Below are 15,094 nucleotides of genomic sequence, written 5' to 3' on the forward strand. Positions count from 1 at the left end.
CTGAGGCTTATTGTGTATCGCGTTTGATCCTTTTGTCTTCGACATCCGTAGCGGCACTTTTCCGCGCGAATGTCGCCCTGGCTGCTGCGTCATCACCAGCAACTTCAGTGGCCCCCCTCTGAATTGCTGCTCTGGCAACATCATCGCCCGGCGCATGATGGGGCGTGTCCGATCCACCTCCCGGGCCCTGGGACGCGTGGCGGGCCGCTGATCCTGCGCTACGGCGACCCTGCGGTCGAGGCGTTGCATGTGGCATGGAAAACTCAGCGGGCGCTGGCACGGCACCCATCGCCGCAGCCGGATCCACCAGACCCGCCCGAACCGGCGCCAAGCCCTCGGCCGCATATTGCTCCAGAATGCGCCCGACGATCATGTTACGGACTTCGCGCTGATGGGGGGATGGTGTGGTGTTGGTGAGTGATGGCGCGCCCAGATCGCGGAATTCAGGGCTTGCCGCCATTTCGGCATAGCGCGAGGCAATGACCTGGCTCATGTCGTCGGAGATCTGGTAGCCGTTGCTGCGCGAGAGCGAGGCCATACTTTCGAGGCGGGATCCGACCTCGTCGGAGCGGGTTGCCTGCCGCTCCAGTGATTGCGCCTCGGAAAAGTCGCGCTCGATGGCGTGGCGCTTTTCAGAAAAGTTCTCGATGCGGTGGAAGGTGCCATCACGCCAGTAGCCGCCATCGGTGAGCGTGATGTCCTGCCCATTGGCATGGTAGCGCGTGACGTTGCTGCCCTGGCTTTGGCTGAGGCTGTCGCTGGTGCCATGGGCTTCCTGATCGCCGGTGGTTTTCGTCCACCGATGATCCCATGTTCCGCCTGCCGAGGCGCCCACCTCGGCGCCCAGCACCTTTCCGCCGACACCCGCCTTCGCGCCCGCATTGATCCCAAACGTGTTGGTCTCGGAATGGCCCAGCGAGCGGCCCGAAGTAAGGTTCTCGCCAATCGTGCGGTTGGTGCCGGTATGCTGCTTGGAATCGGTCCCCTGCCGATCGGACAATGTGGTGGTGTTCCCGCCCTGACCGCCTGTCGCCCCTTCACTGCCGCTCGCACGGCGCGAGCCAGACGATAGGCTGTCGAGGGTGCGCATTCCGTGGCTCCAGCGCTCGGCCGAGGTCTCCCGCAGCGCATTGGCGCGCGTGTGATATTGCGCGCCGGTCTGCTGAAGATTGCCAGTGACGCTTTGCATCTCGCTGGCCGAGAAGCCGAAACGACTGATGCCTTGCGAAGTGTTGTAGACGGTCGAGCCGTCGGCCATCGTCGAGGTGATCGTACCATTGTCCCCGCGCATGTTGACCTGCGGGATCGGGCTGGCCGAGACGGTCCAGGTGGGCGCGGTGTTGACCTGATGCCCGGTCACGTTCTGGAACTGGCTGTTGCCATAGGCATAGTTTCCGGTGGTGCGCTCGACGGCGGCAGCCTCGGCCGCGTGCATCGCGGGCGCCAGCATGGCGGTGGTGTTGGACGCGATGGACATGGCGCCCTTGGCCATACCGGCGGCCATGACCGGCACGAACATCAAGAGGTAGCCAGCCAGCGTTTCCATGTTCTGGTTGACGGAATCGATACCCACCATCGTGGCCATGGTCATGCCACTCGGCGCGAGCGCGGAAAGCTGGGCCGCCGAATATTGCGTGATGAACATGTGGAGCACAGCATAGATCGGTCCCCAGGATGCAAGATAGAAGAAGCCCGTGAGGTAGCCCTTCAGCAGCGCCGGCCCGGTCTGCGGAAACAGGAAGAGCGGGAAGACCACCGGAAACATCGCATAGAAGACGATGGTGAGCACGAGGTTCAGCACCGGCACCCAGGTCATCGCCTGCCGCGCCGCCGAGATATAGCTGTTTTGCGCCTGAACATCGGCATGAAGCGCGGCGAAGGTATCGCCTCCGCCCGATCCGAAGTTGGCCCGCGCTTCCATGAAGGCGTTCACCAGAGAGCGCTGCTGAAAGATGGTCTGCGCGCTCATCGAGGTGCCGCCATAATAGGCCTGCGCCATGGTGGGTAGATCACTCTTGAGTTTGGCCACTGCGCTGGCGGCAGACAGGTTAGGATAGAAGGCGGGCGCCGCTGAGTTGATCCCAGCGGTGGTCAGGGCCGGATAGGCCTGAACAATGGCCTGATAGGCGCTCTGGCAGCCGATGATCGAGGCTGTGCCTCCACCGGCGGGGATCCATGTGGTCGAGCGCGCCGGCGAGCCCGGGCCGATGGCGGAGAGCAGGTCGGGCGAACTGGCCAGCGTCGACCAACCATTCCCTTGGCCGAGCAGGATGTCATAGAAGGTGCATTGGGCCAGATAGCCCTCGACATTGGCCTTCATGATCGGATCGGCGATCGTGAACTGGCTGGTCAAATCGTTGAGCCGAGTGGGATAGATCATCCCGCCCGCGCTATAGGTCAGCGCCAAGGGCATGGTGAAGACAGTCTCGGCTGTCTTGGTCAGCCAGTTGTTCACTTGGCTCGAAAAGCTGGCGACCATAGCAAGGCCGATTGGCACATTGGCCACCGCGCCATTGCCCACCGTCGGGTTGATCGTGTCGGAGACGACCACCGTGGTCGTGGGCACGATCATGCACATGTACATGGCGGTCGCCGAGAGGAACCAGTGTAACAGCACCCGCCAGTTCAATGAGAAGGCCATCACCAGCAGGCTGTAGCCGAGGCCCATCACCAGCACGACTTGCAGCATCGAACGGAAACCGCCGCCACCTGTCCAGGCGGCGACGGCATTCAGCACGTTGACGATATACTGACCGCCCCCGCTGGTGATGAGATTGACGGTCATGAGGCTGATCTCACTGAAGGGGGTGCTGGCCGAGCGACCTCTCGAACTGGAGGGCGGCGGTCATCTGTGGGGACATGGTGTTGCGCAGCGTGGCCTCGATACGGATCGTTCGCTCGAGGATCTGCTCGGTGCGGGTCAGCCGCTCGGAATTATGGACCACCTGCGCGTCCAGCGTTTTGGTCACATCGCGGAGCTGATCCTGCCACTGCTTGAGGGTCAGCGGATCGGCGTTCTGGAAGGAAGATTGGCCGTCAGTCACGAGTCTGTAGAACTGGCCGACGATGGTTTCGAGCAGGTCGACCGAGGTGATCTCGGCCAAGCTGGAAATGTCAGCCGAGTTCATGCCGCCAAAGCTCGCCGCAGCGTTCACCACCATGATCTTGTAGAGCGGGATTGTGGTGGCGCCGAGCAGGCCGATCTCCTCGGAGGTCAGTTGCTGGTTGCCCTGGATGCGCCCGGCAATGTCGATCAGCAGGTTGTAGACCCGCGTCTTGAGCGCATTGGCTGTGCTGACCGACAGGCTGGTCTGCGAGGGGTTGAGGCACTTGTCGGTGGTGTCGCAGGCATAGACGGTGGCGCTGTTGCCACCATCGAGCAGCGCGGTGATGAGCGCCGGATCGCCTTGGCCCAGAAACTTGAAGGTTGGGCCTTGCGTGTCGCTGGTGCCGGGCTGGTAGATCACCGTGCCGACAAGGCTCATCAGGTATTGTTTGAAGGCGGTGTCGAAGCTTGGGTATTTCTGGCTCAGCATTACCCAAGTGTAATTGTAGGGTCCGGCCGGAATCGTGCTGTCCGAGTTGCCCTTGATGGTCGAGCTTTGGCTGCCTCCTGTGCCGCAGCCCTGCTCGGACGATGCCCAGTCAGAGAAGACGCCCTGGCTGTTGCCGATAATCTTGCAGAATTGGCTGTCGCGCGCGCCCACCATACCGGCAAGGCCTGCTGCCACCTGTTGGCCTGCCTGACAGGCGTCGAGGCTGTGCTGGGTGAACTGCTGGACCTTCTGCATCATCTTCTCGATCGATGTGCCGATCTGTGAGGAGATGGCGTTGATCGCGAGGTCAAAGACGAAGGCCAGCGCGCCATTGGCGGCCGCCTTCATGGCCGCGACGATCTGGTCGGTGTTGATGAAGGAAAAGCCGCCGGTGAAAATGTCGATGCCGCCGCAGCCGGCCTTGACGCTGGGCATCTGGAGGGAGCCCAACTGATAGGTCGTTTGCGCCGGGAAGCGCACCCAGAGGTTGCCGCCCGAGTAATAGCCGCCCTGTTGGCCGTTATAGGCAACCGGGCCAGTGGCATTCGCCGCCCCGCCAAGGTTCGAGAAAAACGAATTGAGCTGGCCATTCACATCAGCCTGCGCGGTCTGGACGCAGAGCAGATTGCCCAGCGCCAGCACAGCGAGGATGCGGGCCAGCCAATGGCGGATCGCATGGGGCCAGCGCATCAGAAGTCGCTCCCCGGTTTGACGCTGGTGAGATAGAAGATGCGTTGCAGCACCTCATCCTCGGCCATGATGCCGTAACCGATAGGGATCGGCTTCTTGAGATAGGTGTCGAAGAGCACGAGCGCCGGCACCTGACCGCCTTCTAGCCCCATCTTCTCATACTGGCCCTGATTGACGACAAAGCGCGGAAAAGCGGGTGTCGGGCCGCCATCCATCGAGACCGGCAGGACCGAGAGGTGATATTTGTCCGAGAGCGTGCGGACGATGGGCGAGAACACCTCGCAGGCCCCGCAGGACGACGAGTAGAAGAAGAACAGCCCATAGCGTTCCGACAGCGATGAGATGACGGCCTCACGGTCGGTCTTGCGCTGGGCGAGCCATGCCGTCTTGCCCAGCGTGCTGACCGGGCGCTGGAGCGTGTAATCGAGATCGGGGTGCTGCCAGATGGCCCGCTCCCAGACATCGGCAAAGGTCGAGGCGCGGTCGAGTTGCTCGCGCTGATAGCGGACATAGGCGATAATATTGTCCGAGGTCGGCTCGAGGATCGCCTTGGCCTTCAGCTCCTCAAGCCGCGCACCGATCTTGTCGAGCTGCTGGCGGTAGGTCGGCGATGCCGAACCGGGGCTGGTCGTGGGCGCGCTGGGCTTGGCCTTCGGGCGTTCGCAGTAGAACCAGGTGCCCAGCTTGCGCTCGCCGCAATAGAAGGGATCGCCGGTAACGGTGAACGTGTCCACAAGTTCACCTGTGGCCTTGTCCGCCTGTTCACGCGTGGACGGGTTCACATCCTCACGATTGGACATGTCCTCCTGGTCCAGTGTGGGGCTGGCTTGCGGGCTGTCCATCGCCATGAGCGGGCTGGCCGCAAGAAGACTTACGCCAGCGAGTAAGGCGGCGAACGTGGCGGTGATCGGGCGTGAGGCTTTGCGCATGGCGTCAGGATCCTTGACCATGGGTTTGGTAGTAGGCTTGGACCTTCTGCTGGATCTGGGCGGAGGTCTGGAGCGAGGCGGGCAGCGACACCGCGCTGGTGAAGTCGGCAAAGACTTCCGCGAAATCCATCTTGGAGAGGTCGAGCTTGGAGAACTGGTCGACGGTAAAGCCGGTGCAGGTCGGCGATTGCGGGCTCCCGAAATCCAGCCCCAATTGCGCGCGGCCCTGTTCCTGGATCACACGGGCAAGCTTGGACTGGTAGCAGCAGTAGCTCTTGCGCATGGTGGTGCAGACGAAGAGCGCCTTTTCCGAGCAATATTCGCCGACATAATGGCACAGGCCCATGCGGTCTTTGACGTCGAGTTGCATCTCCTCGCCCGAGCACATGAAGAGCGGCAGGAACTGGGTCACAAGGCCCAGCAGCATGGCCGGATTGCCCGAGGCGAGGCCGATGGCGGCCGTGGCGGCCGCCGCGCCCGTCAGCAGGCCGGAAACCTTGCCCGCACAGCAATTGACGAGGCCGAAGAGCGGCTTGTGGCAGCCGGTGGCATCGCCATCGAAGATCGTCAGGTTGTTGGCGTCGAATTGCTGCTTGGCATCCTTCATCGCGTTCATGGCGACTAAGGTTTTGGCCAGATCAGGCGCCGGCGAGGTCGGAAGCTGGGTGCAGCTTCCATCGATGCAATAGACGTCCCCGCTGCACGAATAGGCCTGGGTGGTCTGGCTTGTCGCCGGGGTCGTGCATTTGTAGACCTCGCTTTTGACCTGACAGGCACCCATCTGCGGGCTGTCGAGGCAGACCTCGTGGTCGAAGCTGCAATTGTTCTTCGCCGATAGTGTTGCGCAGTCGTTCGCATTCGAGAGCGTGCTGCACTGGTAGCTGGCCTGCCATTGCCAACAATCGTGCGTGACCGGGACGCCGTTGATGGTTCGCGTGGTGGGCGAGGCATCGACGCAGACCTGGCTGGGTTGCATGCAAGTCTCGCCGGTCGGCAGGGCTTTCAGCTTGGCCTGACAGTCGGCATTGTCGACGCTCGAGCCCTGATAGATCTGGATCGGCCCGACATAGGCCGCGCCTGGCACACCCGGAGCCAGATCCTGCGGCGGAGGCTCGAAGCAGAGCGTCGTGTGATTGATGCAATAGGTCTTCGAGGCACTCGCGCCGTAATTGGTCTGCGCGCCGCAATTGTAGGTCGTGTCGGTCTCGGTGAAGACCATGCCGAGGCCCGCGCCGGGCGGCCAGTTGGTGACCGATGGCTTCTTGGTCTGGTTGACCTGCGTGCAGGAAGATTGGCTTGCAAAGCTGCCACAGTCGGAGACCTCGCCCCAATAGAACGTGCCGCCGGTGTTGGGGTTGTAGATGTCCCATTCCGAGGTGTGGCAGGTATATTGGTAGGCGCTGGTGAACTGGTTGGTCCAGCCAATGGTGCAGGAGAAGCTGCTGTCTGTCTCGGCGGTCCCGATGTGGCAGGAATCGTAATAGGTGCTGCTCGTGCCGCTGCTGGCCGGAATGGGCTGGCAATTGCCCTGTGAACTCCCCACTATCCCGGTGTAGCTCGTCGGGCTGCTCTCGACCTGCTTGGCGCTCGAGAGGCCAAGGCTCGAGGCATCGACCACTGGTCGGTTCGGGTTGGTGACGATGGCATAGGGCTGCGAGGTGACTGCGGCGACCGCACCGTCCCCTGCAAGGCTGTTCGGGTTGGACAGATACTGGCCTTGCGGCAGATCGGCACCGCCATAGCCGGGCACGGCATTGGGCGCGGACTGGCTGGTGACATTGCCGGTGACCTGGCCCAGCAACTGGCTGGCGATCGCACTGGCAGCAGCCTTGGGATCGACGGTCTGGGCAGCGAGCGGCGCACCGGCGAGCAATGCGCGGCAAGCCAATCCCACCAGCAAAATCGCGCGGCCCCTCATGGCACGCGGTCCAGATTGGCCAGCGCTTGCTTTGCAACCATCGCGCCAGGGCCATGGCCTTGCGCGATGGTCTCGAGCGCGAAATGGGTGGTGACGTTGCCAGCGATGCGGTCATAGGGCGTCGGGCTGCTAGCGCAGTCTTCGCCCGAGCAGAGGTCGAAGCTGGACGAAGCCGCGACATAGGTGGGCACCGCCTCAATGCCAAAGGCACGGAAAAGCCGCGGATCGATGCTGACATGAGCGCCGGACGTATCACCGATGGCCTCATGCAATGCGGCCATGAAGGGCTTGGGACCACCGGGCGAGAACCCCCTGAAGACCACCATGCCGCCCGCCTTGGAAACGTCGGCAATCATTCGTTTCAGGGACTCGGGCGGCATCGACAGGCTGGCAAAGGCAATCAGCATCGGGGCAGCTTGCGGGGATGGCGCCATGCTGTGGCCAGCGTCCGCCACCAGCGCGTCTAGATCGATCGGATCGCCTGTCGGGTTCACCTTGGCCCGCGCTGTCGCTTCGGATTTCACCCTGGCCTGAGAACTCTCAACCAATGCGGCCATGTCGTCGGCCAAATCGGCGTTGGCCTCGGCCTGATGGCCGAGGACTTGATCCACAAATTGACCGAGGTTGCGGGCATGGGCCTGCGCTGCCTTGTTGATGGCATCGAGATTGAGACCATCGACCGTGGTCTGGGCCAGCACCGTGCCGACACCGCCGAGGGTGACCAGAGAGCCGAGCAACAGGAGAGATTTGCGCATCTTTGACCCTCCCATCAGAACGCGCAGCAATTGCGCTTGCGCCAAAGGAGGTAGCCCACATCCTCACCCACCACCGGATAGGTGTGCGAGGTGATCTGGACGGCTGTCGATCCTCCGGGAGGCTGGCAGGCATAGCGGCCTGAGGTGGCCGCGACCGGATTGACCATTTGCAGCCGGTATTGCTGCTTACGCATGATCGGCATGATATATTTGCCGCAGAGGCCCTGATCCCCCATCGTGCCCCAGGCCAGCGCGGTGCGGTGCATCTTGAAGACCATGCGCTCGGCCGCAAGCCGCATCGACTGGTCCATCGTATCGTTGTTACCGATGTTGCCGGTCATCGGGTACATCGAGCCATTGCAGCCTGCGCACCAGAAGAGTTGGTCGAGCGGCAGCGCGGCGGTGGCGGCGACGCAATCGGCAGCACAAGCGACCTGCGCCAGCGGAAAATCGAAGACCACGGTCTCGGGATAGACCAGCGCAGCCAGCGTATCGTCGTTCCAGGTCGGGTCGATCTCGGTCATATAGGCCAGATCGAAGGAGGCGGATTCAAAGCAGATGAAATCTCCCAGCAGTTCGAGCAGATAGAACAGCGGGTAGACGTAATAATGTGCCTGATACTGGGCGCTCATCTGCGTGTTGCCGCCCTTCTGTGAGGCGGTCGAGACATGGCCGTTGCCCACATACATGCCAGGATTGATCGTCAGCCCGCCAAGGTTGGGGAAGCAGAAGGGCTTGGTCGTCACATCGATAAGGCGCACCGGCTCCCAGAAGCCGAAGGACAGGCCCGGCCGGATGCCGCAGAGGCATACCGGCAGGCTGGGGTTTCCAGGGTCGGGCTTGTCGCTCGGCCAGAGGTCGAAACCACCGATCGAGAGCGGGAAGAAGCAATCCCAGCAGATGTCGGTGATGGGATTGGGGAAATGGCCGTGGCAAGTAGGCGAGCCTTGCGCCTGCGCCACTTGCGCCGAACCCAACGCCAGGCTGGCGGCGAGCATCGCCCAGAATTTGCCCATCCGACGGGGAGCGCGGCGCGCTGCCTTGCCGGAGCGTAGCCCACGCCCAAAGCGTTGCCAGAAGACAGGGCGGATGCGCTTCATCGGCGGTCTCCCGGCCGTTCTCCGGTTTGCGGCAGCGCCACTTCGCGGATGTCGAGATGATCGCCCTGCTGGACGAGCAGCGCGGGCGTGTGGGCGATGCCGAACTTGCCCGTGAGGCTGCCCATCTGGTCGAAATAGAACCGGCGCTGGGTTGCCTTCATGAGATCGGTAGGCGAGCCTTTGACCAGCACGATCCAGAGCTTGTCCGGTGCGCCCTGGCGCATGGCCCACTCGCGCTCAGCCGAACTGTCCCCATCGATGAAGGCGAAGCTATGCGCGAGATTGAGATGGCCCAGCGGATTGAAGCGCTGGCCCTGCGCGGCAATCAGATTCCCGCGTGCATCGCGGATGTCCTGAGAGAGTGTGACACTGGGATCGAAGCTCCAGCGCCTGTCGCTAGTGGCAGGCGTGATCCCCGTCACCGCGTGGGGCCGGCGCACGCTGGCCTGTGCCGCCTCGACAAAGCGCTGGTTCATGGCATCGAGTTTGCCGTTCTGCCGCGCGGCCTCGAGGCGTGCCTTGATGACCGCGAGCAGATCCGGCTCGGCAATCGACCAAGTCGGGCCAAACGTCCCGAAATCGCGGGCGCTCGCCATCATCGGCACCGAGCCGATCCCAAGCACGGCGAGCAGGATCGAGGCGGGACCGGCGCGCCTCACAGGATCGGCGTCCCGATGCCGATCAACCGGTCGCGGCAGACAAAGCCGATCGCGGCATAGCGGCTGTCGAACCCGTCCCTGTGCGGGCTTCCGGCATAGATGCAGCCCGGTGGGATTGTGCCAAGCGGGCCGGGGCGCAGATCTTCGCCTTGATGGGTCTTGGGCTTCAAGTGGGCGATGGTCTTGCCATTCACCCGCACGGCGTCGCCTGTGCGGGTGACGACATCGCCCGGCACGCCATAGGTGATCTTGGCGAAGGGCTTGGGATCAGCCCCGAAATGCTTGACGACCAGCGGATCATGGCCGGGTGCGAAAACGACATAGTCACCGCGAGCGGGAAAGCGCCCGGTCTCGACCAGCAGCGCCCAGTTGGGAAGCGATTCGCTGGCGTTGATGAGGAAGGCGTGGTGGTCGTGCCAGTCCTTGAGTGCGGACCAGCCAAGCGCTGCGCCGCCGATCAGCGCCATGCCGCCGAGCTTGAGGCGCCACGACGACGCGCGCGGTGCCGCGACTGGCGCAGCTTCACTTGCTGCTGCCATGGTCGGCTCCCTTGGCATCGAAGAACTGCTGCATCTGCACGGCGGGGCTCTGAGATGAGGCCGGCTTGGCCAGGCTGGCCGTGACCTCGTCGCGGACCTGGGGCGTGATGTCGGGGACATCGCCGGCGACGACGGCGTTGCTCAGCAGTAGGACTTCGCCTTGCGCCGCGTGGCGAGCGACCGCGAGGTTGAGCGCCTTGATGTAGGCGCCGGTTTCCGCCGTGATCTGGTCAGGTGTGGCGCCGCTGCGGGCCTCGGCCTGGACATAGTCCCGCACGAGGTCGGCCAGTGCCACTTTCCGGATCGTGGTCACGCGCTGCTCGAGGCCGAGCAGCTTGTGCGTGGTCCAGCTTCCCCAGAGCAGGCAAGCGCCGGAAAGGCCCATGGCGAGGATCTGGCGGCGATTGCTGGCAAGGAAGGCCACCAGTGAGCGGCGCCTGCCGGTCACGGCAGCAGGCGTGGGAATTGCTTTGAGCCCCAAGGGCAATTCTCCCTGCGGCAGCGGGTTGTCATCGTGCATCGGAGGGTTTCCCTTTGTCGGAGGCGTCCTCGAAGGCCCGCGCAAAGCCGCCGCGGCGGAAGAAGGTGACAGTCAACAGGATCGCGAAGAAGCCGATAATGACTTGGCTGTCGAACTGGTCGCGGCGGATGGCGTTGGCCGCGACATAGCGGTCTGCGAGATTGGCGAGCTGCGCCATGGTGACGGGCAGCGAGAAGTCGCCGATCGCAAAGAGGATCAGTGCCAGAACGCCAGCAGCCGCCAGCACATTGACGGCAAACCAACCTGTCAGGCGCAGAGCGCAAGCCGCCACCGCGCCCCAGTTGATGGAGGTGGATTTGGTGCCGGAGCGCCGCGGGGTCATGGCCGTGCTCCCTTGGAGCTACGATCAAGGCCGTAAGCCACGCATTCGATGGCCTCGGCCATGGTGGCGCCGCGCGCGACTTCGGCCTCGATCCGGGCATAGACGGCGGGGCTCGACGAATAGAGCGTGCCTGAGAAGGGATCGAGCACGAGGCGGCAGACGGTCTGTGTATCCGGGCCACGGATCAGCAGGTCGGAATATTCCGTGCCGTTGCGTTTCAAGGAACGCAGCAGCGCGTCGGTGAAATTGTCCATCTCGAAACGGTCGGACTTGCGGAAATCCGCGATGGTCTCGGGCTTCTGCTGGAGCACCAGCATCCAGTCGGAGTTTTCCAGCGCTGCCTTCGAGCCGCCCGACTTGTAGAAGTCATTAATTGACTGGGTCGCGGTGATGAGCGAGGCGCCATATTTGCGGCAGGTGCGCGAATAGGTCTCGACGAAATCGGCCATCGCGCCGCCCTTCAGCATCGCCCAGGCCTCATCGATGATGAGAGCCTTCGGGATCTGCCGGTCGAGCTTCCTCATCGTCTGCGAGGCAACGAACATGATCGAGGTCAGGACGACGCTGCGCAGTTCCTCGCGCGAGGAGAGGTCCGACAGCTCGAAAACCGTCAGATCGGCTGAGAGGTCGAGATTGGTGTCGCCAAGGAAGAACGGGCCATAGGTGCCGGCTTCCGAGAAGGGCAGCAGTGCTGTCGCCAGATCGTCCGCCTGAGGGTGACCGGCATCGCGCAGCGCAGCGATGATCCCATCGACCGTGCCCTCGCGCGCCTTCTCGTTCCATACGGCATTGACCGCGGCATCAATCAGCCCGCGCTCGGTGTCGTTGAGGCGGTTCTCGTAGCGGGCCATCTGGCTGATGATGGCTTTGAGCATCGCGAGGCAGTCGACGAGATAGTCCTCGTCGCCCGCCGCCAGCTCGAGATCGATCATGCGGAACGGGTTGATCGAGATGCCGGACGACAGCTTGAACTCGGTGAATTTGCCGCCCAAGGCTTTGGCCATATGCTCGAAGGAGCGGCCATCATCGATGACTATGGTCTTGGCGTTGACCCCGGCAAGGCTCGCGGTCAGGTCCTGAAGCAGCACTGACTTGCCCGAGCCTGATTTACCAGCGATCGCGACATTGTGGTTGCCGGCATTGTTCTGGAAAGGCGACCAGAACTGGGGCTGACCGCGCCGCCCGATGAACAGCAGGTGCGGGATCGCCCCACCATTGTATTCGCCCTGGACTGGGGCGAGCGCCGCCACATTGGCCGAGAGCACCGTGCGGAAGCGACGCATCCGCATGAGATCGCGCGACAGGCCATCGGCCAGCGTCAATGGGAAGGATGCGAGCAGCCCGCCGGTCTGGAGATAGGTCTCGTCGATCAGATCCCAGCCAGCGGCCTTGTAGATCGCCTTGAGGGTGCGCTCATTCACATCGCCCCGGCCAAGCGGCGAGACCATTGTGACGCTGTAATAGATCTGGACCAGCTTCTGCCCCAGACGGACCTGCGCCTGGACATGCTCCCATTCAGCCGATTGGGTCTTGAGGCTGGGGACGAGGCGCGCAGCCTTGCCATCGGCTAACGCCGTGGTGCGGGTGAACTTCCAACCTGCCTTGGCTTCGGAGGTTTCGGCCGAGGGGATGATCCCTGCGATCGACTGGAGCACCGGGCACGGCAGGCAGAGCTTGGGATTGAAGATGTCGCCGATGACCTTTTGCGTGTCCCATGGCGCCCAGCGTTCGGGAAAATAGCGAACCGACATGGTCCGCACATCGAACTCGTGCGGGCTCATATCGGCCATCTCGGGCGCGCCATCGATCACAAGCCCTGAGGGGCGCAGCGAGGGCGCTTCAAGCACCAGCCGGTCCTTCTCGACACGGGTGACGAGATCGCGGCGGATGCACTGCTCGTTGATCGGATCGAAAGGGCTGTAATCGGGCGCATCATCGCCAGCGCCCGTCGCGGGGCAGACCACATCGTCGATGAAACGGATGAGTTCGGTTGGGCTGAAGATCCGCGTCTTGACGTTGATCGAGTCGAGCGCCGAGGTGATCCCGTCGCGGATGCCAAGCAGTGTCTCGGTATCAACGCCCGAACCCGCGCCAACCCCCACAGCAAAGAGCACGCGGAACTGGCGCAGATGGAAGGGGCCATCGGTGGCAAGCGATGCCCAGGCCCCGCTACGCAGCAAGTCGAGCCGGTACCGCGCCAGCTTGTTGAAGACCGCGCCGGCGCGGACGCGGGGCAAGGCCCACTCTTGCAGCTTCTCGGCGATCCGGGGGCTGGCGTAATTGATGATCTGGAATTCGCAGCCGGCCACCAGCACATCGGAAATGATCGAGGTCAGAATGTCGCCGATGCGCTCATCGGCCCCCATGAGCGGGGCTAGTTCGAGGATGAAGCCCTTCGAGCGGGTGAGATGGAAGATCTGCGTTTCGGCGGCATAGGCGCGGTAGCCGAGGAAGCTGGCGAGCATGGGCACATCGCGCGTTTCTGCGCGATGTTCGGGCGCCTCACTGTCGCCGGTGACAAGTTCGATGAGCCGGGCGAGCATGGCGCGTCAGTTCCCCTGCGGCGGGAAGGTCGCCGCGTTGGTCTTCGCTTGCGTTGGCTGGGGGGCCGGAGGCTTTGGCGTGCCGGGCTGTTCTTGGGGCTGGTTCAGGATCGCCTTCACCTTGTCCTTGATCGCCGCGACCGGATCGCCGGGAGTGATCGGAGCGGCGGCGTCTGCCTTGGGCTTTGCTGGCATCGCTGGCTTGGGTGACGGATCCATCAGCGCCATGTCGGGAGCCAATTCTGCAAGGGAGAGCAGGCTCATTTCGGTGCCTGTGCCCATGGCTTTCGCGTCGAGCGACGCGCTGGACAGCTCGGAAGCAAGCGGCGCGTCGACGGGGACAAAGCCGGTGGTGCGGGGATGGAGGCGGCCTGAACCATCGCGCCAGGGCAAATAGACAATTTTGAGCACCGGCCGAGCTGGGCCGACAAAGGTCCATGCCTTCTTCTCCTTGGGATTGGTGGATGCTTGAGTCCCGCTGGCAGCGGTCTGGCCATCGGGCGCGGGCGCGTTTTTGCTGTCGGCCTCGGCGTCGATCGCGTGGATGGCGCTGTCATCGATGGTGGTCGATGGCGCGCAGGTGCCGCGCGGCGCGCTGCACACGAAACCGCCTTTGACGTTGGAGTGGAACAGCGAGCAACCGGCCAGCGGCATCAGGCCGAGCGCGGCGATGATCGGGGACATGCGCATGGGTCAGGCGCCCCCCTTGAGCCAGCTTTCGAGGAATTCGCGCGGGCGGAAGCCCAGCAACACCGCGCCATCCTCACGGACCAGCACCGGCGTGCCGGTGAAGCCATGGGCACGGGCGAAGGCCTCGTTGGCGTCGAGGCCGCTGGTGTCGCAGGCGTGTTTCGCGACATCCTGATCGCCATAGGCCCGCTCCACGGCAGTAGCCTTATCCTCGGCGCAGATCACGGCTTCGGAAATCGCCCGCGTGCCGAGGATCGAGATCGGCCGCTCGGTAACGTGCGCGCCCATGGCCTTGAGGGTCTGGTGCAGCGCGCGGCAATAGCCGCAGTGAAAGTCGCTGAAGACCGTGACATTAGGCGCACTGGCATTGCCACTACCCCATTCGATGGCCCCATTGGCCGGAAGGCTTGCAAGGCTCACCTTTTGAGCGGGAGCCGACGCCACCGCAGATTGGGGATGCGAGGGCGCAAGGCCTGCGCTCTCTGTCTCTTGCGCCTTTGCCGATGCGGCGGCGCCGACCAGCATATCAGGATTGATGGCCAGCAGGCGCGCGGCCGTCAGATCTTGATGCGTCTCCATGTCATAGATCCGCCCGACGATGAGGTAGCGGGCTGAGGGATCGATGTAGAAGAGGTTGGCGCCAGCCTGCACCTCGCAGATGCCCGGCACATGGGCGCAATCGACTTTGGTGACGGCGGTGCGCGGTAGGCGCTGGGTCAAAGCCCGCATCGCTGCCGCATTCCTCGCCAGAGCAGGACGAGCGCGCGTTGCCGTCGCGGCGCGGGCCTCGGCAATGGTCGGCAAGGTGCTCAGGGCAAGCCCGAGCAAAGGTAGCAGGCGCAGAAAGGATCGGGAGTGAGACACGCGAGGGG

At 63.5% G+C, this 15,094-nt stretch carries 13 protein-coding genes; all 13 read right to left on the minus strand.

Going from position 1 to position 15,094, the window contains the following annotated elements; genetic code table 11:
• Positions 1 to 7: 7 nt before the first annotated feature.
• Positions 8 to 2,785, minus strand: a complete 2,778-nt coding sequence (locus tag Y88_RS00525; protein WP_008065157.1) for a conjugal transfer protein TraG N-terminal domain-containing protein — start codon at positions 2,783 to 2,785, stop codon at positions 8 to 10.
• Between the two features lie 10 nt (positions 2,786 to 2,795).
• Complete coding sequence (locus Y88_RS00530; RefSeq protein ID WP_008065158.1) at positions 2,796 to 4,226, minus strand: conjugal transfer protein TraH; 1,431 nt, start codon at positions 4,224 to 4,226, stop codon at positions 2,796 to 2,798.
• Positions 4,226 to 5,176, minus strand: coding sequence for a conjugal transfer protein TraF (locus Y88_RS00535; RefSeq protein ID WP_008065159.1), 951 nt, complete (start codon positions 5,174 to 5,176; stop codon positions 4,226 to 4,228). Before Y88_RS00535 ends, Y88_RS00530 begins: the two co-directional genes overlap by 1 nt.
• Positions 5,160 to 7,073 (minus strand): conjugal transfer protein TraN, encoded by a 1,914-nt coding sequence (locus Y88_RS00540; protein ID WP_050805603.1) that lies wholly within the window; start codon positions 7,071 to 7,073, stop codon positions 5,160 to 5,162. Before Y88_RS00540 ends, Y88_RS00535 begins: the two co-directional genes overlap by 17 nt.
• The gene (gene trbC / locus Y88_RS00545; protein WP_008065161.1) at positions 7,070 to 7,828 is read right to left on the minus strand and encodes a type-F conjugative transfer system pilin assembly protein TrbC; all 759 of its coding nucleotides are present in this window, start codon (positions 7,826 to 7,828) and stop codon (positions 7,070 to 7,072) included. Before trbC ends, Y88_RS00540 begins: the two co-directional genes overlap by 4 nt.
• A gap of 14 nt (positions 7,829 to 7,842) precedes the next feature.
• Positions 7,843 to 8,844 carry a conjugal transfer pilus assembly protein TraU gene (traU, locus tag Y88_RS00550; RefSeq protein ID WP_008065162.1) on the minus strand — a complete coding sequence of 334 codons (1,002 nt, stop codon included), beginning with the start codon at positions 8,842 to 8,844 and terminating at the stop codon, positions 7,843 to 7,845.
• 80 nt (positions 8,845 to 8,924) lie between these two features.
• The gene (gene traW / locus Y88_RS00555; RefSeq protein ID WP_008065163.1) at positions 8,925 to 9,587 is read right to left on the minus strand and encodes a type-F conjugative transfer system protein TraW; all 663 of its coding nucleotides are present in this window, start codon (positions 9,585 to 9,587) and stop codon (positions 8,925 to 8,927) included.
• Positions 9,584 to 10,126 carry a S26 family signal peptidase gene (locus Y88_RS00560; RefSeq protein ID WP_018075326.1) on the minus strand — a complete coding sequence of 181 codons (543 nt, stop codon included), beginning with the start codon at positions 10,124 to 10,126 and terminating at the stop codon, positions 9,584 to 9,586. Before Y88_RS00560 ends, traW begins: the two co-directional genes overlap by 4 nt.
• Positions 10,110 to 10,646, minus strand: coding sequence for a TrbI F-type domain-containing protein (locus Y88_RS00565; protein WP_008065165.1), 537 nt, complete (start codon positions 10,644 to 10,646; stop codon positions 10,110 to 10,112). Before Y88_RS00565 ends, Y88_RS00560 begins: the two co-directional genes overlap by 17 nt.
• A complete protein-coding gene (locus Y88_RS00570) occupies positions 10,636 to 10,989 on the minus strand; it encodes a hypothetical protein (protein ID WP_018075325.1) in 354 nt (117 codons plus the stop codon). Before Y88_RS00570 ends, Y88_RS00565 begins: the two co-directional genes overlap by 11 nt.
• Positions 10,986 to 13,532 (minus strand): type IV secretion system protein TraC, encoded by a 2,547-nt coding sequence (traC, locus tag Y88_RS00575; protein WP_008065167.1) that lies wholly within the window; start codon positions 13,530 to 13,532, stop codon positions 10,986 to 10,988. The genes Y88_RS00570 and traC overlap by 4 nt, the downstream gene beginning before the upstream one ends.
• Positions 13,533 to 13,538: 6 nt before the next feature.
• Complete coding sequence (locus Y88_RS00580; RefSeq protein WP_008065168.1) at positions 13,539 to 14,222, minus strand: hypothetical protein; 684 nt, start codon at positions 14,220 to 14,222, stop codon at positions 13,539 to 13,541.
• A 3-nt stretch (positions 14,223 to 14,225) separates the two neighbouring features.
• Complete coding sequence (locus tag Y88_RS00585) at positions 14,226 to 15,050, minus strand: DsbC family protein (protein WP_008065169.1); 825 nt, start codon at positions 15,048 to 15,050, stop codon at positions 14,226 to 14,228.
• Positions 15,051 to 15,094 lie beyond the last annotated feature (44 nt).

Source organism: Novosphingobium nitrogenifigens DSM 19370 (assembly GCF_000192575.1).
GTDB lineage: Bacteria > Pseudomonadota > Alphaproteobacteria > Sphingomonadales > Sphingomonadaceae > Novosphingobium > Novosphingobium nitrogenifigens.